Raw genomic sequence first — 19,831 nt, forward strand, 5'->3', positions numbered from 1 at the left:
TTTAACAGTAAACATTCTAACCAGATTAACCTACGATGTTACGAGTAGGAGCTAGTTTCGTTCATGATAACTCGTCGTACCTCCTACGGGGTCTCAGCTCTGCCGCTGCAATCCCGCAGGAGTCTTCGTGCCTTCCACTCCAATCAACGTGCTCCAATTTTTTTGCAGCAAGTTTATGCTTATTAAATAAAAGGCGAATGGTAGCACTATGGACTTTTGATACTACAATATGATGCTAACCCAAACCGTACCCTTTCTCTCCAAAATAAAAGCAGCTGCATATGCAGCTGCTTACCTCTTAGAATTTACTCTTCCGCATTCTCGACCATGTCAGCGAATAGCCCGTAGACATAGCGTTCTGCGTCGAATTCCTGCAGGTCGTCCATTTTTTCTCCGAGGCCGACGAATTTGACGGGAATGTCGAGTTCCTTGCGGATGGCCAGGACGATGCCGCCTTTTGCGGTGCCATCAAGCTTTGTCAGGACGATTCCGCTCACATCTGTTGCTTCTTTGAAGGTTTTTGCCTGGATCATGGCATTCTGCCCTGTTGTTGCATCAAGGGCGAGCAATACTTCATGCGGGGCGCCGGGGATTTCCCTTTCGATCACCCGCTTGACTTTTTCAAGCTCCTTCATCAGGTTGACCTTGTTCTGAAGGCGTCCTGCGGTGTCACAAAGAAGGATATCTGCATTCCTTGATTTCGCAGCCCTGACGGCATCAAACATAACAGCTGCCGGATCTGATCCTTCTGCCTGCTTGATGACTTCGACGCCGACCCGGTCTCCCCAGACTTCAAGCTGCTCGATGGCCCCCGCACGGAAAGTATCCCCTGCGGCCATGAGCACCTTTTTTCCTTCAGACTTGAACTTATGCGCCAGCTTGCCGATTGAGGTTGTCTTGCCGACCCCATTCACACCTACGAACAGGATGACTGTCAGGTCGCCTTCCTGGATATTCAAAGCGAAAGATGCTTCCCCGCTTCCCTCATATATTTCAACCAGTTTCTCGGAAATGATGCTTTGCACGCCTTGCGGGTCCTGGATGTTTTTGCGCTTCACTTCCATTCTCAGCTCTTCTACAAGCTCCATGACCGTGTCAAAGCCCACGTCAGCCTGAATGAGAATTTCCTCAAGCTCTTCGAAGAAGTCCTCATCGACCTTCCTGTACCTCGCTACAAGATCATTGACCTTGCCGGAAAAATTATCCCTCGTTTTTGTCAGGCCATCCTTGAATTTTTCTGTCACTGTATCGGTTTGCTTCGTAATTTTATCTTTCAGTTTTTTAAAGAAACTCATCTGTTCACTTCCTTCTCATTCATCTGTATGTATCGCCGGAAAAAGAGCGTACACCCCTTTTCCGGCATATTTTGGCTGTCTATTGCGGAACAAGCTCCCGGGTTTCTTCAAGTCTGACTGAGACAAGCTTTGAAACACCTGATTCCTGCATCGTTACACCGTACAGGACGTCTGCTTCTTCCATCGTCCCTTTGCGGTGGGTGATGACGATAAACTGTGTTTCCTCACTGTATCTCTTCAGATATTGGCTAAAGCGCTGGACGTTGGCTTCATCGAGCGCAGCCTCCACTTCATCCAGGATGCAGAACGGTACGGGGCGCACCTTCAGGATTGAGAATAGCAGCGCGATTGCCGTGAGCGCCCTCTCCCCGCCTGATAAGAGCCCCAGATTCTGCAGCTTCTTGCCTGGCGGCTGGGCAACGATGTCAACGCCTGTATTAAGCAGATCGTCAGGCTGTGTCAGCTTTAGATCTGCCCTGCCTCCGCCAAACAGCGCCTGGAAGACAGACTCAAAATGGAATCTGATTCCTTCAAATGTCTGCCTGAATCTTTTTTTCATTTCTTCATCCATTTCATCAATTACCTGGAAGAGAGTGTCCTTCGCTTCCTGCAGATCATTCTTCTGTGCCAGCAGGAACTCATAGCGCTCTGATACGCGCTCATATTCCTCAATGGAACCCAGGTTCACTGTCCCTAGCTCCTCAATGGACAATTTGATGAGCTTAACCTTTTTGCGTGCTTCCTCAGCAGGAATGTGGAGCGGATACTCCTCCCTGGCTGCTTCAAAGGTAAGCAGATATTCCTCCCTGAGATGGGCCAGGCGGTTATCCAGTTCAACATCCAGCCTGTTCAATCGCACTTCCTCATCCTTCATGCTCTCAGTCATGCCCTTATGAAGGCGGCGGAGCTCCTTGGCTGAAAGCTCCAGGTCTTCAAGTGTTTCCTGGAGTTTAAGGCGCTCCTCTTTCCTGGAAGAAATCAAGTCGATGGCTTCCTGCTTATCTTTCAGCTTCTTCCTTGCGGCTTCCTCGAGCACTTCTTCTCCTGAAGAGCTGCTGGTCAGCTCTGATGACAGCAGCGACAAATCTTCCTTGAAGGTCTGAAGCTTCTCTGATGTTTCCGCCAGCTCTCCCTCAATGGACGCGAAAGTATCTTTAGCGAAGTTCAGCTGTTCGTTCTTGGATGCCAGCGTAATCTTTAGCTCGCCGATCATGTCCATGAGCGTTTCCTTGGAGGTCATCCTAGTGTTTTTCTGCTGTGTGAGCACCTCGATTTCTTCCTCCAGGCCAGTGATGCTTTTTTGCATCTTCTCAAGCTCAAGCTCAAGTGCAGATTTCCTGGCTGAAAGCTTCTGGGACTCTTCGGCAGATTGCGACTTATCCATATCATACAAGGAAAGGCGTTCATTTATGTTCTTCTCAGCCATCTCCACTTCCCGGAGATCGCCCTTCAGGGAGTTTTCCTTCAGCCTCAGTTCTTCACCGGATCTGCGCAGGTTTTCAATCAGTTCTTCCTGCTTGTTTATGTCTCCCTTGACCCTTCTCACCTGCTCTTCCAGCAGCTGCGTCTTGGAATCCATTTCGGCCAAACGTTCTTTCAGCTCTTCAAGCTCTGTCTTCCGGCTGAGCAAAGAAGAGGATTTTTGCTTGACGGCGCCGCCTGTCATGCTGCCGCCCGGGTTTACAACATCGCCTTCCATTGTGACAAACCGGCTTCTGTAATTAAGGATCTTTGCCATTTCATTGGCTCCCTTTAGATCCTTTGAAACTATGACATTGCCGAGAAGGTTTTTAACGACCTCTTCATACTTTGAATCAAAAGATACCAGGTCAGCGGCAGCACCGATAAAAGATGGATGCAGCTTTAGCGATTGCAGCTGGCCCTGTGACAGCGACTTTCCTTTAATGACATTCAGCGGCAGGAAGGTCGCCCGGCCGTATGAATGCTTTTTCAGGAACTGGATGGCGCTGCGGCCATTCTCTTCGTTCGCTACCACAACATGCTGCATCGCACCGCCAAGAGCGGTTTCAATCGCAGTCTCATACTGCTTCGGCACCGCAATCAGCTCAGCGATCGCGCCTTCAATGCCCTTAAGTGCGCCGCCCCTTGCCTTCAGCACTTCTTTGACTCCCTGGAAGAAGCCGGAATAGTCCTCCTCCAGCTCTTCCAGCATATCTTTGCGGGACTTGGCCTGCTGAAGATACTGATAGGCCTGGTAAAGAGTCGTTTCCTGCTTCTGATAGTTCGTTTTCAAAGATTCGGTCTTTGCCTGCTCATTCTTGAAAAGGCGGACCTGTTCCTCAAGCTCGCCCTGTATCTGTTCAAGCCTGCCAATGATTTCTTTCTTTTGGTCTTCTATCTGCTTTCGTTCCGAAAGAAACTTTTCATTGTCTGACTCAAGCCGGGTTGATCTTGCTCCCTGCTGGGCCAGCTGCTGGCCGATATATTGAAATTCATTTTTAAAAGCAGCCTGCCTGTTCAGCAATTCAATATAATCACTTTTGAGAGAGTCGATTTTTTCTTCGGTATTTTCACTATAAAGCTTCAGCTCAGCCTGTTTTTCTCTCAGCTTTTTCTGAAGCTCAGCTGCCTCTCTCTGAAGAACATCGGCAATCTCCTGCTGCATTGCTTTTCTTTCTTTAAGAGAAGCTTCCTTTTCCCCCAGCTCTTCTATATTTCTCTTCAGCTGTTCTTTATTATGGGAAGCATTTTTCTTCCGTTCTTTGAGGACTTCTTTCCTGCCCTCGAGCTTTTCCAGCTCCTCGCTGGCATGAAGCAGCACACCCTGCAGATCATTGATGGACTCATCAAGGTCTGCAATGCCTGCCCTTGCCACTTCGATTTCAGCTTCCTTTTCCCCGATCGCACCGCCCAAAGCTTCTTCTTCCTTTTTCAGCTTTTCAAGCACGGCGGAAAGAGCCTCCCATTTTCCGTGAAGGTCCTCAATCTCAAAGGCTGTAAGGGCAACTTCGATTTTTTCCAGCTCTTCTTTTTGCTGCAGGTAGTCCTTGGCGATGGAAGACTGGATCTTCAGCGGCTCAACCTGGCTTTCGAGCTCATAGACGATATCATTCACCCGGTTCAGGTTTTCCTGGGTTTCAAGAAGCTTGGCCTCAGCCTTTTTCTTCCTTGTTTTATATTTCAGGACTCCGGCCGCTTCTTCAAAAATGCTCCTCCGGTCCTCAGCCTTGCTGTTTAAGATTTCTTCTACCTTCCCTTGGCTTATAATGGAGAATGCCTCCCGCCCAAGGCCTGAATCCATGAACAAATCGATGATATCCTTCAGGCGGCATGATTGGCTGTTTATATAAAATTCACTGTCCCCTGAGCGGTAGACTCTCCTCGTAACACTCACTTCATTATAATCAAGCGGGAGGAACTGATCTTCGTTATCAAGGGTCAGGGTCACCTCTGCAAAATTCAGCGATTTCCTGCTGTCGCTCCCGGCAAAGATGATATCCTCCATTTTCGATCCCCTCAGGGACTTCGCGGACTGCTCGCCAAGCACCCAGCGGATGGAGTCTGTAATATTGCTTTTGCCGCTCCCATTCGGGCCGACAACAGCTGTCACGCCAGGGACAAAATCGACAGAGGACTTCTCGGCGAAGGATTTAAAGCCTGCAATATCTAGCCGTTTCAGAAACACTGATATATCCCTCCTAGCTTCTCGGTTGATTTTCTTGGGATGTTGAGTCATTCTGCAAATGGGATTTTAAAATCTCCAGCGCCATCTGTGCCGCGTGCTGTTCTGCTTCTTTTTTCGATCTGCCTGTCCCGGTCCCGAGCTCATTCCCTGACAAGGAAACACGTGAGACAAACTCCCTGCTGTGTGCAGGGCCTTTTTCCTGAAGGATCTTATACTCAATTGCACCCGCTCCATCACGCTGGACGAGCTCCTGAAGCTGGCTCTTGAAATCCATCACATGAGAAAAAGCACCCGAATTTATTTTTGGAAAGACCGTTTGTTCTAAAAATCCGATGACTGTATCTATCCCTTTTTCCAGGTATAATGCGCCGATAAATGCCTCGAACACATCTGCAAGCAAAGCCGGACGCTCTCTTCCGCCTGTCATTTCCTCCCCTTTGCCGAGAAGGACGAGCTTCCCGAACTCAAGCTCATTGGCAAATGTAACCAGGGATGGCTCACACACAACTGCCGCTCTCAGCTTTGTCAGCTCTCCTTCGCTCATCATGGGATATTTCTTGTATAAAAATTGGGATACAGTCAGTTCAAGTACGGCGTCCCCTAAAAACTCCAGCCGTTCATTATCTTCATACGGCTTTCTCCGATGCTCATTCACATACGATGAATGTGTAAAAGCCTGCTTCAGCAGCTTTTCATTTTCAAAGGAAATCCCGATTTTCTTCTGGAACTCCCTGAATTGCATTTCTGCCGCGCGGTATGCTTTTTTCTCTTGGTCTTTATTGTTCTTGCGCATATTGCCTCCACCTTGCTAATAGTTTACATACATTATCAGTTTACGTAATAATTCTTAAAAACGCAAAAAAACCTGAAAGCATCCTGAATATTCCAGGCAGCTTCCAGCCTCTTGGACCAATGGGCCGATTCATCAGGAAGCACGGGCTCTGCCGGCATGTGAATCATCCCTGTATCCGCCTTTATAGAAGAAAGCCCCGTTCAAAACGGAGCTTTGCTCAATCTAACGATTACACATTAGCTTTTATGTAATTCACAGCGTCGCCGACTGTTGCGATCTTTTCTGCATCATCGTCAGAGATTTCCATATCGAATTCATCTTCCAGTTCCATAACCAGTTCAACTACATCCAGGGAATCTGCGCCAAGATTTTCTTTGAAAGAAGCTTCCAATGTTACTTCAGACTCTTCAACACCAAGACGATCTACGATGATCTTTGTTACACGTTCTAACACATCTGCCATGCTTGTCACCTCCCCTCAAGACATTATAGAGCATTTTAGCAGATTAATAAATGTCCAGCCTAACAATTTTTTCTTTTGTCTGCTGAAGAGGCTTCTACATCACCATTCCGCCGTCAACATGGAGGGTCTGCCCTGTCATATAGCGGCTGTCCTCAGAAGCCAGGAATAAGGCTACCTTTGCAATATCTGAAGGTTCGCCAAGCCGTCCGAGGGGGATTCCTGACAGCATCTGCTCTTTCACTTCTTCATTAAGCTTGTCTGTCATATCAGTCGAGATGAAGCCAGGGGCAATTGCATTGACGGTGATTCCCCTTGTAGCCAGTTCTTTTGCAGAAGTTTTTGTCAAGCCGATGACGCCTGCCTTTGCGGCAACATAGTTGGCCTGTCCAGGGTTGCCGCTGACACCGACGATCGATGATACATTGATGATCCTGCCGCTGCGCTGCTTCATCATTTGCCTTGTTGCCGCCTTCGTGCAAAGGAAGACACCTTTGAGATTGATGCTGATGACTTCATCCCATTCTTCCTCTTTCATTCTCATAAGAAGATTATCGCGGGTGATGCCTGCATTATTGACAAGAATATCAATGCTTCCGAATTTTTCGATTGTCTCTTTCATCATGGCCGTTACAGCCTCACTGTCTGATACATCTGCCTTTACAGCAAATGCGTCACGGCCGAGCGCCTTAATTTCTTCAACAGTCTCGTTAGCTTTTGCTTCGCTTCCTGAATAGTTGACTGTCACATTGGCTCCTTGCCTCGCAAGCTCCAATGCAATTTCGCGGCCAATTCCCCTGGAAGCGCCTGTTACGATCGCTGACTTGCCCTCAAGCTTCATTGCTGTTCCCCCTTTAATGCCTCAATTGCAGCCGCACAGCTTGCTTCATCTGAAACAGCATATGTTTTGGCTGAGCGGCTTACTTTTTTCACAAGCCCTGATAAAACTTTTCCTGGGCCGATTTCAATGAATGTATCGACTCCGAGGCCGATCATCCTTTCAATAGAATCCTCCCACAGCACCGGGGAATAGAGCTGCTGGACAAGCTTTTCTTTAATATCCCCTGATTCCGTCATTTCGGCGGCACTGACATTGGAGATGACTGGAATTTGCGCATCGGAAACCGTGATGCTGTCCAGGACACCCCGCAGATTCTCTGCTGCCGGCTTCATCAGAGATGAGTGGAACGGTCCGCTGACATCAAGCGGAAGGACCCTCTTGGCGCCTGCTTCTTTCGCTTTTGCAGAAGCTTGCTCAACGCCCTGCCTGGAGCCGGATATTACGATCTGGCCGGGGCAATTCAGGTTTGCCAGCTGTACCGGATGTCCTTTCCCTGAAATTTCCTCTGTCACCGCACGCAGTTCATCCCTTCCGAGGCCGAGGACTGCTGCCATCGTGCCTTCACCGTTTGGAACCGCCGCCTCCATGAACTCGCCTCTTTTTCTTACCGCATGCACCGCGTCTTCAAAAGAGATGCTGCCTGCAGCGACAAGGGCAGTATATTCACCAAGGCTGTGTCCGGCTGTATAATCAGCTCTGATTCCTGACTCACGGAACTTAGCGAGAATGGCAATGCTTGTCGTCAAAAGCGCCGGCTGGGCATTGACCGTTAATGTCAGTGTCTCCTGCGGCCCTTCAAATATCAGGCTTGATAGCTTATCATTCAGCCTTTGGTCTGCCTGATCAAAGACAGCTTTTACTTTATCATCTGATTCTGCCAAAGATTTCCCCATGCCAACAGTCTGAGAGCCCTGGCCAGGAAATAAAAATGCAATTTTCCCCATTTTCTCTTCTCCTTTTCAAAGAAATCTGCAGGCTATTCCCTGCCTGTTGCAGGCAGCTTTCCTGCTGCTGCCTTTATTGTTTCCGCCACATTATTCTGCACCATTTCACGTGTCTGCCTGACTGCGCTGAAGAGCGCATTGCTGTCAGAGGAACCATGGGCCTTGATGACAGGAGCGTTCAGTCCGAACAGCCCGGCTCCGCCGTACTCCGAATAGTCCATCTTTGATTTCAGCTGGACAAGGTCCGGCTTCAGCACTGCTGCTGCCATTTTGCTCTTCAGGCTGCTTGTCATCGCCTCTTTCATCATTTTAAAGACGGATAAGGCGGTGCCTTCTATCGTCTTCAGAACCATATTCCCTGTAAATCCATCAGTGACGACAACATCTGCCGCACCTTCCAGAAGATCCCTTGCTTCTACATTCCCGACAAAATTCAGTCCGGCATCTTTGATCAGTCCAAATGCACTCTTGGCCAGTTCATTTCCTTTTTTTTCTTCTGTGCCGATATTTAAAAGGCCTACTCGGGGATTGGAGATGCCCCTGACTTTTTCGCAATATATCGATCCCATGACGGCATACTGCAGAAGGTGCTCAGGTTTGGCATCGACATTTGCCCCTACATCAAGCAGGAGGAATCCCTTGCCATCTATTGTCGGCAAAGTCGGCGATAATGCCGGCCTTTCAATGCCCTCAATCCTTCCTACAACGAATAACCCTGCTGCCATCAGTGCGCCTGTATTCCCGGCTGAAATGCATGCATCCGCATTGCCATCAGCGACCTGCCTGGCTGCGAGGACCATAGAAGCATCCTTCTTCCTCCGCACTGCCCTGACCGGTTCATCGGTGCCAAGGATCATCTCTTCTGTATGGATGATTTCGATCCGCTCATTCACTGTGAGATGCTCCCTGATTCTCTTTTCGTCACCGACGAGTGTAATATGTATGTCCTTGAATTCTGCTGCAGCCTTCATGGCCCCGAGTACAATTTCCTTTGGGGCATTGTCTCCGCCCATTGCATCTATCGCTATCTTCATCATTCTGCATCATCCCCTGCTTGTTAACGGATTATTTTCATGCTTCTCTGTGGGAACGGAACATGTCGAACTCGCCTTTGAAAACCAGTTCATTGTTCGCAAAGCTTGAAACCTCTACAAGTGTCCTGCCAGAGCTGTTGTCGATCTTAACGACTTTTGCTTTTGCGATTACCCTCTCATTCTGGTGTACTGAGCGGGTAAACTGTATGCTCGCTTTAGCCGTTAGTGCCAGCTCGTCATTTATGACAGCGACAGCCAGTGAATTGGCCTGTGCAAAAAGGTGGTGGCCTCGGGCAATCCGGTTCCTTTTGAATACATGCTCTTCTTTTACATCAAATATAGAAATCGCCGTATTATCAAGTTCTATGTCAATGATTTCCCCAATGACTTCATCTATGGGAAGAGATTTTACTTCATCCTCGAAAGATTTCTCCGCAACATTTTTGATCCTTTCCCTCAGCTCGGGAATGGAAAGCTCGAGACGGTCGAGCCGGATGGTCTGGACGCTGACTGAAAAACGGTCGGCCAGATCCTCGTCTGTAATGAAGGGATTATCCTTTATCGTTTCAACCAGCAGCTGCTGGCGTTCTTTTTTATTTTTTCTCATATCCTCCACCGCCGAGATATTAAGACTAGGTACTAATAGCAGTATATACAAAAAAAAAGCAGAGCGCAAGGCAGAACTTTTCCGTTCTGTCTCCGTCTGCTTCCCGCTTCAATCAAGCTTTTCCCCATGGAATACGCCTGTATTTTTAAGATATTCCCTTAGCATCCCATATTCCGGACCTTCCCAGAAGATACTGGACTGTATCAGCTTCGATGCATCATTCCGTGCCGTTTCAAGAGCGCGGTAGTCATGGACCATATCTGCCACCTTGAATTCAGGCATGCCGCTTTGCTTGCGGCCGAAAAAGTCTCCAGGCCCCCTCAGTTCCAGATCCTTTTCACTGAGAACAAAGCCATCATTGGTCTCAGACATGATTTTCATCCGTTCTTTCCCGACCTCTGATTTTGGATCGGCAAGGAGGATGCAATAAGACTGTTCGCTTCCCCTTCCGACCCTTCCTCTCAGCTGGTGCAGCTGGGACAGCCCGAATCTCTCTGCATCATAGATTACCATAATGGTAGCATTAGGCACATTGACCCCAACTTCAACGACAGTTGTAGATACAAGGATCTGTATCTCGTTGCGGCTGAACTCTTTCATCACTCCATCCTTTTCCTCCGGATGGAGCCTGCCATGCATCAGCCCTACTTTATACCGGTCCTGATAATAGAATGTCAGATTGCTGTGGACATCGATTGCATTCTGGACATCCAGCTTGTCCGATTCCTCAATCAGCGGGCAAATGACGTATGCCTGCCTTCCTTTGGAAAGCTCCTTCTCCATGAATTGGAGAATCCGGTCCAGCATTTCCTGCTTTGCCCAGTAAGTTTCGATTGTCTTCCTGCCTGCAGGCATCTCATCAATAATAGATACATCCATTTCCCCGAACACCGTTATGGCAAGCGTCCTTGGAATCGGAGTTGCTGTCATGAACAGGACATCAGGGCTTTCACCCTTTTCACGGAGCACCCTGCGCTGTTCTACGCCGAACCGGTGCTGTTCGTCTGTTATGACAAATCCGAGCCGCTTGAACTCGACTTCCTGCTGGATGAGGGCATGGGTACCGATCAGAACATCAATTTCCCCTTCCGAAAGCCTGGCTAGGATCTCTTTTCTCTTCTTTCCCTTGACAGAGCTTGTCAGCAGCTCACACGACAGGCCCTGAGGCTCCAGCAGCTCTTTCAGCGATTTCTCATGCTGCTCGGCAAGTATCTCTGTCGGGACCATCAGTGCCCCCTGATAGCCTGCTGTTGCTGCTGCATATAAACCGATGGCAGCTACGACCGTCTTGCCGGAGCCTACATCACCCTGCAGGAGCCTGTTCATCCGGTATGGGGATTTCATATCAGACAGGATTTCGTTCACTACTCTTTTTTGGGCTCCAGTCAAAGGAAAGGGAAGCGATCCGATGAATTCTTTCAGCTTTTTCAAGTCATACGTCTGGACAATCCCTTTTGACTGTTCACGCTCGAATTTTCTGAGCGCCTGCATTTTAAGCTGGAAATATAAAAATTCTTCATAAACAAATCTGCGCCTTGCCTGCTTCAAATCCTCGGGCCCGCCCGGAAAATGCATCGCCCTGAGGGCATCTTTCCTGTTCAAGAGCTTATACTGCTCAAGAAGCCGCTCAGGCAGTGTCTCCGCAATACTGTCAGCATACTGGCTGAACGCCATGCCAATGAATCTGCGGATGCCTTTTACCGTAATGCTGCCTTTCACTGCGTATACAGGTTCGAAATCCTTGGAAGCTGCATTCTCCCCAAGATGAATTTCACTGGCGGAAATCATCTGGCGGTGCTGATCCCACTTCCCGGTAATCGTGACAGAATCATTGATGGCAAACTTCTTTTTTAAGTAAGGCTGGTTAAAAAATACCGCCTGGATCAAATAACGGCCGACAAGGACTCTTATCGTCAGGCGCGACCGTTTTCTCCCATAATAAGTCAGCAAAGGCTCGCTGTGGATTTTTCCCTCCACTGTAACCCTTTCCTCATGCTTGACTTCTGACAGGTCTTTAAGCCGGTAGTCCTCATAGCGGAACGGGAAATGCTCCAAAAGGTCGCCGACAGTAAAAATATTCATATCTGCCAGTGCCTCAGCGGTCTCTGCACCTATTCCTTTTATACTTGTAACTGGTTCGTTCAACATATTAATCACCTGATTTCGATTATACTTTATAGGAGAATATGACTGTGGATGCATCCGGGGATCTCTATTTGGGAGCTTCGGCAAGTTTCGGGGGCATTGCCTGCCTGCATAGATAGAAATAGAAGGGGCATCCCCTTCTATTTCCTGGTAAGGCTATTCGATTGAAAAGATGAAAGCGTACAATGGCTGTTTGCCGTCATGCACTTCAACTTCTATGTCTTCGTATTCTTTTTCCAGGAAGTCTGCAATGGCTTCCAAATCTGCCTCGGATGCATCCTCGCCCTTAAGGATTGTAATAATTTCAGCATCCTCATCAATCATATGTGTGAGGAGCTTTTTGGCTGATTCAGTCTTATCCTTATCTTTGACAACGATTTTGCCATCAGCGATGCCCATGAAATCTTCTTTTTCGATTTCAAGGCCGTCGATGCTCGTGTCACGGACAGCAAAAGTGATCTGTCCTGTCTTGACATGGCTTAAAGCCTCGCTCATGCCGCTTTCATTGTCCTGAAGGCCTGCACCAGGATTGAAAGCAAGCAGTGCAGCCATACCCTGCGGCACAGTTTTGGATGGAATGACAACAACGTCTTCCTCTGCTACCTCGGCGGCCTGCTGGGCAGCCATAATAATGTTCTTGTTGTTCGGCAGGATGATGATCTTTTTGGCATTCGCATCCTTTATGGCCTTAACAATGTCCTCGGTGCTCGGATTCATTGTCTGGCCGCCTTCAATGACAACATGGGCGCCAATGCTTCTGAAAAGGTCAGCAATGCCGCTGCCCATAGACACAGCTACAATGCCGTATTCAAGCTTCTCGTTTGTTTTGGCAGGTTCTCCGGTCCTTAGCGGGGTATGTGTCTCACCCACTATGTTTGTGTGCTGCTGGCGCATATTTTCAATTTTCATATTCACCAGGCTGCCATATTTCTGGCCATAGCTCAGCACATCTCCGGGCTGCTCAGAATGAATATGTACCTTCACCAGTTCTTCATCGGCAATCACCAGAAGAGAATCACCGAAACGGCTTAAATCCTGACGGAAAAGATCTTCAGAAAAGTTTTTTCCGTTCAGTTTTTCTTCTTCAAGCTTAACCATGAATTCAGTGCAATAGCCGAATTCAATATCTGCCGTATTGATATGCCCCTGGACTGATTTATGATGTTCGGCATTTACCATTTCATCCATGCTCGGAAGAGAGGCAGGTGCGTCAGGAAGCTTTTCGCCCTTCAGCTCAGCAAGAAAGCCTTCGTAGACAAATACAAGGCCTTGCCCGCCGCTGTCCACAACGCCGACTTCCTTCAGAACAGGCAGCAGGTCAGGCGTCCTGTTCAGCGAAGCTTTTGCTTCCTTCAGGACTTCCTCAAGGACTTTGATAATATCGTCCTCGCTTTGCGCAGCCTGGACACCCCTTTTGGCAGAATCCTTTGCAACGGTCAGGATCGTCCCTTCAACCGGCTTCATGACAGCTTTATAGGCGGTCTCGACACCAGTATTCAGCGCGTCTGCAAACTCGCTTGCTGTAATTTCAGACTTTTGCTCAATTGCTTTAGAGAAGCCGCGGAACAGCTGTGACAGGATGACACCCGAATTCCCGCGGGCACCCATCAATAATCCTTTTGAAAGGGCAGTGCCCACTTTTCCAATATGCGCCTGGACATTATTCCTGACTTCCTTCGCTCCGGAAGTCATCGATAAATTCATATTGGTTCCTGTATCTCCATCAGGAACCGGGAAAACGTTTAGCGCATCTACATATTTGGCATTAGAGGATAAGTGGTTTGCACCCTGCATCACCATTTCCGCGAAACGCTTTCCATCTAAAACTGTAATTGACACAAATCTTTCCTCCTCACTACGGGTTCGTTACACGAACTCCCTGAACGTAAATATTAACCGAGTCAACGGCAAGTCCAACAGTTTTATCAAGGGTGTACTTTACTTTTGATTGCACGTTGTGGGCAACCTCGGAAATTTTCGTTCCATAACTCACAATAATATACATATCGATATGTACTTCTTCGCTTTCCTGGCGCACAATCACACCGCGTGTAAAGTTTTCCTTGCGCAGAATATCGGTAAGCCCGTCCTTAATCTGGTTCTTGGAAGCCATCCCTACAATGCCGTAGCAGTCAACAGCTGCGCCACCGGCAATAGTAGCAATCACATCATTAGATATATCAATTTGCCCGAATTTCGTTTTTAATTCAATGGACATGAGTCGTTCCCCCTTTGGAAATTGCTCCTTGACTAAAGTCATTTTACTATATCAAGGGTAAATTTAAAAGCTATACTTCCCCTTTCTTATTATAGGGCAGCTTCCCGTATACTATGTCAAGGAAATTTTCTTGAAAGGTTGCATCACAACTATTGCATTCATTTGGGTTGTATGATAAATTATTAAAGTATCTTTTAATGCCGAAAAACATACTCGTTACTGTTTTTCCATTACTTAGATTGAGCAATATGATCATTGCAAATGAAAGCATGAAAAAATAGTTTCAAGCTTTGTGAGTTAGGAGGGAAATATACATGCCACGCAAATGTGTCGTAACAGGTAGAAAAACAACTTCAGGCAATAAGCGTTCCCACGCTATGAATGCAAACAAGCGTACTTGGGGAGCTAACCTTCAAAAAGTTCGCATCCTTGTAGACGGTAAGCCTAAACGTGTTTGGGTTTCTGCAAGAGCGCTTAAATCAGGTAAAGTAGAACGAGTGTAACAGCTCGAAAAGGACATCCCGCGGATGTCCTTTTTTATTTCTCCGTCCCCGCAAAACCGCACTTGCTTCGATATCCTTCCTTGCAAAAAAAATCAGCATCCGCTGTCCGGATGCTGCTGAAGGTGTGGTATTTTTGTACGTTCTGCTATGGATCTATCACTTTTATTCCTTTTTGAAGGTTCCTAGCATCGCGCGGACAAGTCCGCCTAAAAACTTCGGCAATTTAATCGTATAAAACTTCATGGATATGTCCCTCCTCGCCATCTAACCGCAAATCTCTCTGTCCTCTTTTGCGCCCTTACCATCATATTCAAAAGATTAAGATGAGTACACTTTGTTTAAGACTTTTAATCATGACTCCTTATCACCATTATTATGCCTTCGGTAAATGAAAAAGTACCATAATCATGATTAAGTTCGTTACTAATGCACAGGGTAGACCCGAGCGGGACATATTTATTTTTCAGCGGATATTTAAAGCCTTCGAGCGTCAGGTCCTTGATATGGCTCGTCACCGGGACGAAGGAGACATATTTCATATTCTCCAAGGGCAGGACAGTATAAGCCCCCGGGCCTTTGGCATAAATGATATTTCTGCTGTCTATCAGCTCGATATGGGTGCTAGCGCCTTTCAGGAGCGGCCCGATGAGGAGCTGCACATTGCCAAAGAAGTGGTCGAGGCGCCCCCCGGTCCCTCCATATATTTTGATGGCTTCGGGTTCCTGCTTCAGTGCCCAGATGATGGCAAGCTCCATATCGGTTTCATCTTTCTCAGGGTTGAACAGCCGGACTTTCTTTACAGCTTCCCGGATTTTCATCATCTCATCGGGAGATACTGAATCAAAGTCGCCGAATGCGGCCTGCGGAACAATACCTTTTGAGAGCAGGGTAAAGACTCCCCGGTCCACACCTGCCCAAATATCCCCTTCATCAGCAGGTACAAGTTCCGGAAGAAGTTCCACCGGCCCTCCTGCAAGTATATGGATAATCAGCGGTATCACCTGTCTTTCTTAAATTAGCTTATAGAAAAGCCAGCCGAATCATTCAGCTGGCTTTTCTTTTTTTATCCTCTAAGTGCTGCGATTGCTTTCGCGCGGTCTTTCTGATTATAAACGGCAGAACCGGCGACAAGTACATTTGCGCCTGCCTCTATACAGAGCTTAGCCGTCTCCTCATTCACACCGCCATCCACTTCAATTTCAAGATCCGGCTTCTGCTCTGCAGCCATTTCTTTTACCTGCCTGATTTTCGGGAGCACCGATGAAATGAATCTCTGGCCCCCAAAGCCAGGATTCACTGTCATCAGCAGGACCATGTCGATATCCTGGATGATATGCTTAAGAGCTTCTGCCGGGGTCGCTGGATTCAGGACGACGCCTGCTTTTACACCATAAGACTTGATAAGATGGATCGTCCGGTGCAGATGCCTGGATGCTTCTGCATGGACTGTAATATAATCGGCGCCTGCCTTGGCGAAGGCTTCGATATACTGATCTGGATTTTCAATCATCAGATGCACATCAAGCGGCAGCTTTGTAATCGGTCTGACTGCCTCTACAATCAGCGGGCCGATCGTGATATTCGGGACAAAATGGCCATCCATTACATCCACATGGATATAGTCGGCCCCTCCCCTTTCTACATCCTTGATTTCTTCTCCCAGCCGGGAAAAATCAGCAGATAATATCGATGGTGCAATCTTAACCATATTAATACCTCGGCTTTCTATCTTTTATTTCCTGGAGGAAATCTTTGTAATGCTCATATCTGTATTGCGGGATCTCTCCGTTGTCGACCGCTGCTTTGACCGCACATTTCGGCTCGGAAATATGCAGGCAGGCACGGAATTTGCAAGCCTCGCTTTTTTCCCTGATATCAGGGAAGCAGAAATTCAGTTCTTCTGCTTCAATATCGGTGAATTCAAGGGAACTGAATCCCGGCGTATCAGCAACAAATCCCTGGCCGATTTCAATCAGCTCCACGTGGCGTGTTGTATGCTTCCCTCTTCCCAGATGTGAGGAAATGATGTCCGTTTTGAGTTCTAGCTCCGGCCTGAGGGCATTGAGGAGAGAAGACTTTCCAACTCCCGACTGCCCTGCAAAAACCGAAATTCCTCTTTCAAGGAAAGGAAGCAGTTCATCAATCCCGATCCCATTTTCTGAAGAAGTCAGCAGCACATCATAGCCTGCGTCCCTGTACGAAGCTGCGTAGTCCTCAATCTTCATTCTTTCTTCTTCATTTACCAGATCCATTTTTGAGATGCAGATAACCGGCTGGATATGGTTAAATTCAACCAGCACAAGGAAACGGTCAAGTAAAGCTGTACTGAAATCCGGTTCAATAGCTGAAAAAACAAGAATGGCCTGATCCACATTGGCAATCGGAGGCCTGATCAGTTCATTTTTTCTTTCTTTCACTTCAAGGATATATCCTTCACTGTCGTTATCTGCCTGATATACGACATTGTCTCCGACAAGGGGTGTGATCTTATTTTTCCTGAACACTCCCCTGCCCCTGCATTGCACAGTTCTTTCGCCGCTAAGCACATAATAGAATCCGCTTAATGCCTTAATGATTTTGCCTTCAGGCATACAAACACTCCTAATTCTTTTTAGTTCCCGGGATAATCGACTTCTTCATCAATAATCTGCTGGCTGTTTCTCAGAACTTTATAATACGCTTTGCTGCCTTCCTGTATCAATAGTTCCATATTATACTTACGTTCTTCCGTAATGTAGAAGGTATCAAAAGGCGCTGTCATCTTATTATTCATATCTTCCACAAGGATCTGGATTTCCTGCGGTTCCCCTTCTTCCTCAGGCTCATATGGTATCGTGATTTCTATGGGCACTGTTTTTGGAGGAATCTCTTCCTTGCCTTTTGAGAAGGTGACTGACAGGCCTGAACCTTTGCCAAGCTCAGTTCCTGCGGGCTGCGACTGGCTGATGACGAGGCCTTTTTCAACTGTATCATGGTACTCTTCTTTTGATGTATCGATCTTCAGTCCCGTTGATTCGGCATAATCCTGAACTCCCTTTAGATTCAGACCAGTAAGATCCTTCAGGACAATGGGTGCGGGTCCACTGCTTACGGTGAACTCGATCCCGGTTTCGCCAGGGATTACTTCTTCCCCTTCATCGATTGACTGCTCAAGGATTGTACCTTCAGGCTCATCCTCATTATTGGCGTCCTCCCGGGTGATTTGTGTAAAGCCCTCTTTCTCGAGGAGGCTTTCGACCTCTTCAAAGGATCTTCCGGTATAGTCCGACATTTCAAACTTCTCTTTCCCGGAACTTAAATATATCGTTATACTGGATTCTTCCTTCGCCATCCTGCCGGCTTTCGGATCGGTTTTGATAACGAGTCCCTCTTCTACCTCTTCATCATTAATCTCGACCGGATCTTCCACCTCAAAACCTGCTTTTGTCAGTATAGATGTGGCATCCTCAATCGTTTCCCCTGCCACATCAGGAACCTCGATTTCCTTTGGCAGAAACAGCTCAGGAAGGACTGTCAGGGCCAGTACTCCCATTACAACAAAGAAGAGAAAAAGAGAAACAAGGACAATCGGCCACTTCTTCTTCTTTTTCTTATCTTTCTTTTGTTTTTTGGCAGCAGGAGCCGGACCCGCTGAAGAGCCTTTATCATCTTTTTCATGTACGCGCGTTTCGTCCATATTCTGATAGGGGCGATCGCTTGTGATCACCGGAATCGCTTTGGTGGCATCATCATCATCAGGCACCGAAAATTTCTTCTCATTCATTCTGTCCGGTTCAAGGGCGGTCCTGATATCTTCCTCCATATCCTCTACATTTTCATACCGGTGGAAGGGGTCCTTCGCAGTTGCCTTCAGGACGATATTCTCAACGCTTTGGGGAATAGACGGATTCCACCTTCTTAATGAAGGGGTTTCGGACTGAAGATGCTTAAGCGCGATGGAAACCGCCGACTCTCCTGAAAACGGCAGCCTGCCGGTCAGAAGCTCAAACATCACAATTCCAAGGGAGTATATATCCGATTTCTTATTGGCCATCCCCCCTCTTGCCTGTTCAGGGGATAGATAATGGACAGAGCCAAGCACAGAGTTGGTCTGGGTGATGCTTGTTGAACTCAGGGCCATGGCAATCCCGAAATCTGTAATTTTCACATTCCCGAGCCGGTCAACCAGGATATTATGCGGCTTGATGTCCCTGTGCACAATATGATGCTGATGGGCGTGGGAAATAGCGGAAAGAAGCTGTTTCATAATATCCAGTGCCGTGTCAACGGGTACAGGGGAATGCTGCTGTATATACTGTTTGAGTGTTTGCCCTTCCACATATTCCATGACAATATAATAGATTGAATCTTCTTCGCCGACGTCATAGATGCTCACTATATTCGGATGTGCGAGGCTTGTAGCCGATTGCGCTTCACGGTGGAATCTCCTGATGAATTCATCATTTTCAGCAAAATCCAGGCGCAGGATCTTTACGGCCACATCGCGGTCCAGGATCATGTCATGCGCCAGATAAACATTCGCCATCCCGCCGCCGCCGATCATATCCAAAATCTTATAGCGGCCGCTTATTCTTTTACCAATCAGCATTCTGTATCACCAGAGCTGCCGGCTTCCATGAACTCGACAATCACAAGGGTGATATTGTCCTCACCGCCGTTGTCATTGGCAAGCCGGATCAGATCCGCTGCCTTATCATCGAGCTTTTTCTCCCCGGCAAGGATTTCATGCATCTCCTGCTCTGAAACCTTATTTGTCAATCCATCCGAACTGAGAAGCAGCAGATCTTCTTCCTCAAATACGATGGTCCTGGTGTCCATCTGTACCTTTTCTTCTGTTCCAAGTGCTCTCAGCAAAACATTCTTCCGGGGGTGATGCTCTGCATCTTCTTTTGTAATCTGGCCTGACCGGAGGAGCTCATTCACAAGGGAATGATCTTCTGTCAGCTGCTTGAACCCAGATTCATTCAATATGTAACCCCTGCTGTCGCCAATATTGGCAATGGTGGCAAACAGGCCGGTCGCAATGGCGGCAACAATGGTCGTCCCCATGCCCTCGCATTCACTGTTATTCTTTGAATGTTCGAACAACAGGGCATTCACTTCCCCGATATTGGTCCTCAGCCATTCTTCAGCCTGCTCAGGTGTCTCAATCCCTGCATTGCCTTCCCAGAGCTCCTTCAGCTTCAGGAGGGTCATCTCACTGGCAACGTCACCCGCACGGTGGCCGCCCATGCCATCGGCTACGATGGCAAGGCGCTGCCCGCTGCGGTTGACAAAAATTCCGCCGTTATCTTCATTATGCTGACGGATCTTTCCCCTGTCCGTCATAAAGACAGCTTTCATTC

The 19,831-nt window shown here is 47.7% G+C and carries 18 protein-coding genes; 1 reads left to right on the forward strand and 17 read right to left on the reverse strand.

All coding sequences use genetic code 11. The annotated features are described in order from the left end of the window. Positions 1–305: 305 nt before the first annotated feature. The 11 genes from ftsY to CYJ37_RS15915 form a co-directional block, all read right to left on the reverse strand. The gene (gene ftsY, locus CYJ37_RS15865) at positions 306–1,295 is read right to left on the reverse strand and encodes a signal recognition particle-docking protein FtsY (RefSeq protein ID WP_101550625.1); all 990 of its coding nucleotides are present in this window, start codon (positions 1,293–1,295) and stop codon (positions 306–308) included. A gap of 79 nt (positions 1,296–1,374) precedes the next feature. After that, positions 1,375–4,941: a chromosome segregation protein SMC gene (smc, locus tag CYJ37_RS15870; protein WP_009795944.1), complete on the reverse strand. Its 3,567-nt coding sequence runs from the start codon at positions 4,939–4,941 to the stop codon at positions 1,375–1,377. A gap of 13 nt (positions 4,942–4,954) precedes the next feature. Beyond that, entirely contained in the window at positions 4,955–5,734 is a 780-nt protein-coding gene (gene rnc, locus CYJ37_RS15875) for a ribonuclease III (RefSeq protein ID WP_009795945.1), read from the reverse strand. Positions 5,735–5,963: 229 nt separating this feature from the next. Continuing rightward, positions 5,964–6,197: an acyl carrier protein gene (locus tag CYJ37_RS15880; RefSeq protein WP_009795947.1), complete on the reverse strand. Its 234-nt coding sequence runs from the start codon at positions 6,195–6,197 to the stop codon at positions 5,964–5,966. A 94-nt stretch (positions 6,198–6,291) separates the two neighbouring features. Further along, on the reverse strand, positions 6,292–7,035 hold the full coding sequence (gene fabG / locus CYJ37_RS15885; protein WP_094767483.1) for a 3-oxoacyl-[acyl-carrier-protein] reductase: 744 nt from the start codon (positions 7,033–7,035) through the stop codon (positions 6,292–6,294). Beyond that, positions 7,032–7,979, reverse strand: a complete 948-nt coding sequence (gene fabD, locus CYJ37_RS15890; RefSeq protein WP_101550627.1) for an ACP S-malonyltransferase — start codon at positions 7,977–7,979, stop codon at positions 7,032–7,034. Before fabD ends, fabG begins: the two co-directional genes overlap by 4 nt. Before the next feature lie 32 nt (positions 7,980–8,011). Further along, complete coding sequence (gene plsX / locus CYJ37_RS15895; RefSeq protein ID WP_101551125.1) at positions 8,012–9,013, reverse strand: phosphate acyltransferase PlsX; 1,002 nt, start codon at positions 9,011–9,013, stop codon at positions 8,012–8,014. Between the two features lie 37 nt (positions 9,014–9,050). Continuing rightward, positions 9,051–9,620, reverse strand: coding sequence for a transcription factor FapR (fapR, locus tag CYJ37_RS15900; RefSeq protein ID WP_009795951.1), 570 nt, complete (start codon positions 9,618–9,620; stop codon positions 9,051–9,053). 108 nt (positions 9,621–9,728) lie between these two features. After that, positions 9,729–11,777, reverse strand: a complete 2,049-nt coding sequence (gene recG / locus CYJ37_RS15905) for an ATP-dependent DNA helicase RecG (RefSeq protein WP_101551127.1) — start codon at positions 11,775–11,777, stop codon at positions 9,729–9,731. Positions 11,778–11,921: 144 nt separating this feature from the next. Beyond that, a complete protein-coding gene (locus CYJ37_RS15910; RefSeq protein ID WP_009795953.1) occupies positions 11,922–13,604 on the reverse strand; it encodes a DAK2 domain-containing protein in 1,683 nt (560 codons plus the stop codon). A 16-nt stretch (positions 13,605–13,620) separates the two neighbouring features. Further along, positions 13,621–13,983: an Asp23/Gls24 family envelope stress response protein gene (locus tag CYJ37_RS15915; RefSeq protein WP_009795954.1), complete on the reverse strand. Its 363-nt coding sequence runs from the start codon at positions 13,981–13,983 to the stop codon at positions 13,621–13,623. Positions 13,984–14,297: 314 nt separating this feature from the next. Here CYJ37_RS15915 and rpmB point away from each other — a divergent pair, with 314 nt between their 5' ends. After that, positions 14,298–14,486 carry a 50S ribosomal protein L28 gene (rpmB, locus tag CYJ37_RS15920; RefSeq protein ID WP_009795956.1) on the forward strand — a complete coding sequence of 63 codons (189 nt, stop codon included), beginning with the start codon at positions 14,298–14,300 and terminating at the stop codon, positions 14,484–14,486. 162 nt (positions 14,487–14,648) lie between these two features. Here the strand turns inward: rpmB and spoVM are convergent, their stop codons facing one another. The 6 genes from spoVM to CYJ37_RS15950 all read right to left on the reverse strand — a co-directional run bounded on the left by spoVM (position 14,649) and on the right by CYJ37_RS15950 (position 19,829). Beyond that, the gene (gene spoVM, locus CYJ37_RS15925; RefSeq protein WP_022543708.1) at positions 14,649–14,729 is read right to left on the reverse strand and encodes a stage V sporulation protein SpoVM; all 81 of its coding nucleotides are present in this window, start codon (positions 14,727–14,729) and stop codon (positions 14,649–14,651) included. A 104-nt stretch (positions 14,730–14,833) separates the two neighbouring features. Then, positions 14,834–15,478: a thiamine diphosphokinase gene (locus CYJ37_RS15930; protein WP_094767531.1), complete on the reverse strand. Its 645-nt coding sequence runs from the start codon at positions 15,476–15,478 to the stop codon at positions 14,834–14,836. Between the two features lie 71 nt (positions 15,479–15,549). Beyond that, the gene (gene rpe / locus CYJ37_RS15935) at positions 15,550–16,194 is read right to left on the reverse strand and encodes a ribulose-phosphate 3-epimerase (RefSeq protein WP_101550629.1); all 645 of its coding nucleotides are present in this window, start codon (positions 16,192–16,194) and stop codon (positions 15,550–15,552) included. 1 nt (position 16,195) lies between these two features. After that, a complete protein-coding gene (gene rsgA, locus CYJ37_RS15940) occupies positions 16,196–17,077 on the reverse strand; it encodes a ribosome small subunit-dependent GTPase A (RefSeq protein WP_009795960.1) in 882 nt (293 codons plus the stop codon). Between the two features lie 20 nt (positions 17,078–17,097). Continuing rightward, on the reverse strand, positions 17,098–19,074 hold the full coding sequence (gene pknB / locus CYJ37_RS15945) for a Stk1 family PASTA domain-containing Ser/Thr kinase (protein ID WP_101550631.1): 1,977 nt from the start codon (positions 19,072–19,074) through the stop codon (positions 17,098–17,100). After that, the gene (locus CYJ37_RS15950) at positions 19,068–19,829 is read right to left on the reverse strand and encodes a Stp1/IreP family PP2C-type Ser/Thr phosphatase (protein ID WP_101550633.1); all 762 of its coding nucleotides are present in this window, start codon (positions 19,827–19,829) and stop codon (positions 19,068–19,070) included. The genes pknB and CYJ37_RS15950 overlap by 7 nt, the downstream gene beginning before the upstream one ends. Positions 19,830–19,831 lie beyond the last annotated feature (2 nt).

The organism is Bacillus sp. UMB0728, from assembly GCF_002858875.1.
Classification (GTDB): domain Bacteria; phylum Bacillota; class Bacilli; order Bacillales; family Cytobacillaceae; genus Bacillus_AB; species Bacillus_AB infantis.

What these genes read in the sequence shown, in the direction of transcription:
- ftsY (WP_101550625.1), bottom strand. Translation starts at nt 1,295, where the DNA reads ATGAGTTTCTTTAAAAAACTGAAAGATAAAATTACGAAGCAAACCGAT.
- rnc (WP_009795945.1), bottom strand. Translation starts at nt 5,734, where the DNA reads ATGCGCAAGAACAATAAAGACCAAGAGAAAAAAGCATACCGCGCGGCA.
- CYJ37_RS15880 (WP_009795947.1), bottom strand. Translation starts at nt 6,197, where the DNA reads ATGGCAGATGTGTTAGAACGTGTAACAAAGATCATCGTAGATCGTCTT.
- fabG (WP_094767483.1), bottom strand. Translation starts at nt 7,035, where the DNA reads ATGAAGCTTGAGGGCAAGTCAGCGATCGTAACAGGCGCTTCCAGGGGA.
- fabD (WP_101550627.1), bottom strand. Translation starts at nt 7,979, where the DNA reads ATGGGGAAAATTGCATTTTTATTTCCTGGCCAGGGCTCTCAGACTGTT.
- plsX (WP_101551125.1), bottom strand. Translation starts at nt 9,013, where the DNA reads ATGAAGATAGCGATAGATGCAATGGGCGGAGACAATGCCCCAAAGGAA.
- fapR (WP_009795951.1), bottom strand. Translation starts at nt 9,620, where the DNA reads ATGAGAAAAAATAAAAAAGAACGCCAGCAGCTGCTGGTTGAAACGATA.
- CYJ37_RS15915 (WP_009795954.1), bottom strand. Translation starts at nt 13,983, where the DNA reads ATGTCCATTGAATTAAAAACGAAATTCGGGCAAATTGATATATCTAAT.
- rpmB (WP_009795956.1), top strand. Translation starts at nt 14,298, where the DNA reads ATGCCACGCAAATGTGTCGTAACAGGTAGAAAAACAACTTCAGGCAAT.
- spoVM (WP_022543708.1), bottom strand. Translation starts at nt 14,729, where the DNA reads ATGAAGTTTTATACGATTAAATTGCCGAAGTTTTTAGGCGGACTTGTC.
- rpe (WP_101550629.1), bottom strand. Translation starts at nt 16,194, where the DNA reads ATGGTTAAGATTGCACCATCGATATTATCTGCTGATTTTTCCCGGCTG.
- rsgA (WP_009795960.1), bottom strand. Translation starts at nt 17,077, where the DNA reads ATGCCTGAAGGCAAAATCATTAAGGCATTAAGCGGATTCTATTATGTG.
- pknB (WP_101550631.1), bottom strand. Translation starts at nt 19,074, where the DNA reads ATGCTGATTGGTAAAAGAATAAGCGGCCGCTATAAGATTTTGGATATG.
- CYJ37_RS15950 (WP_101550633.1), bottom strand. Translation starts at nt 19,829, where the DNA reads ATGAAAGCTGTCTTTATGACGGACAGGGGAAAGATCCGTCAGCATAAT.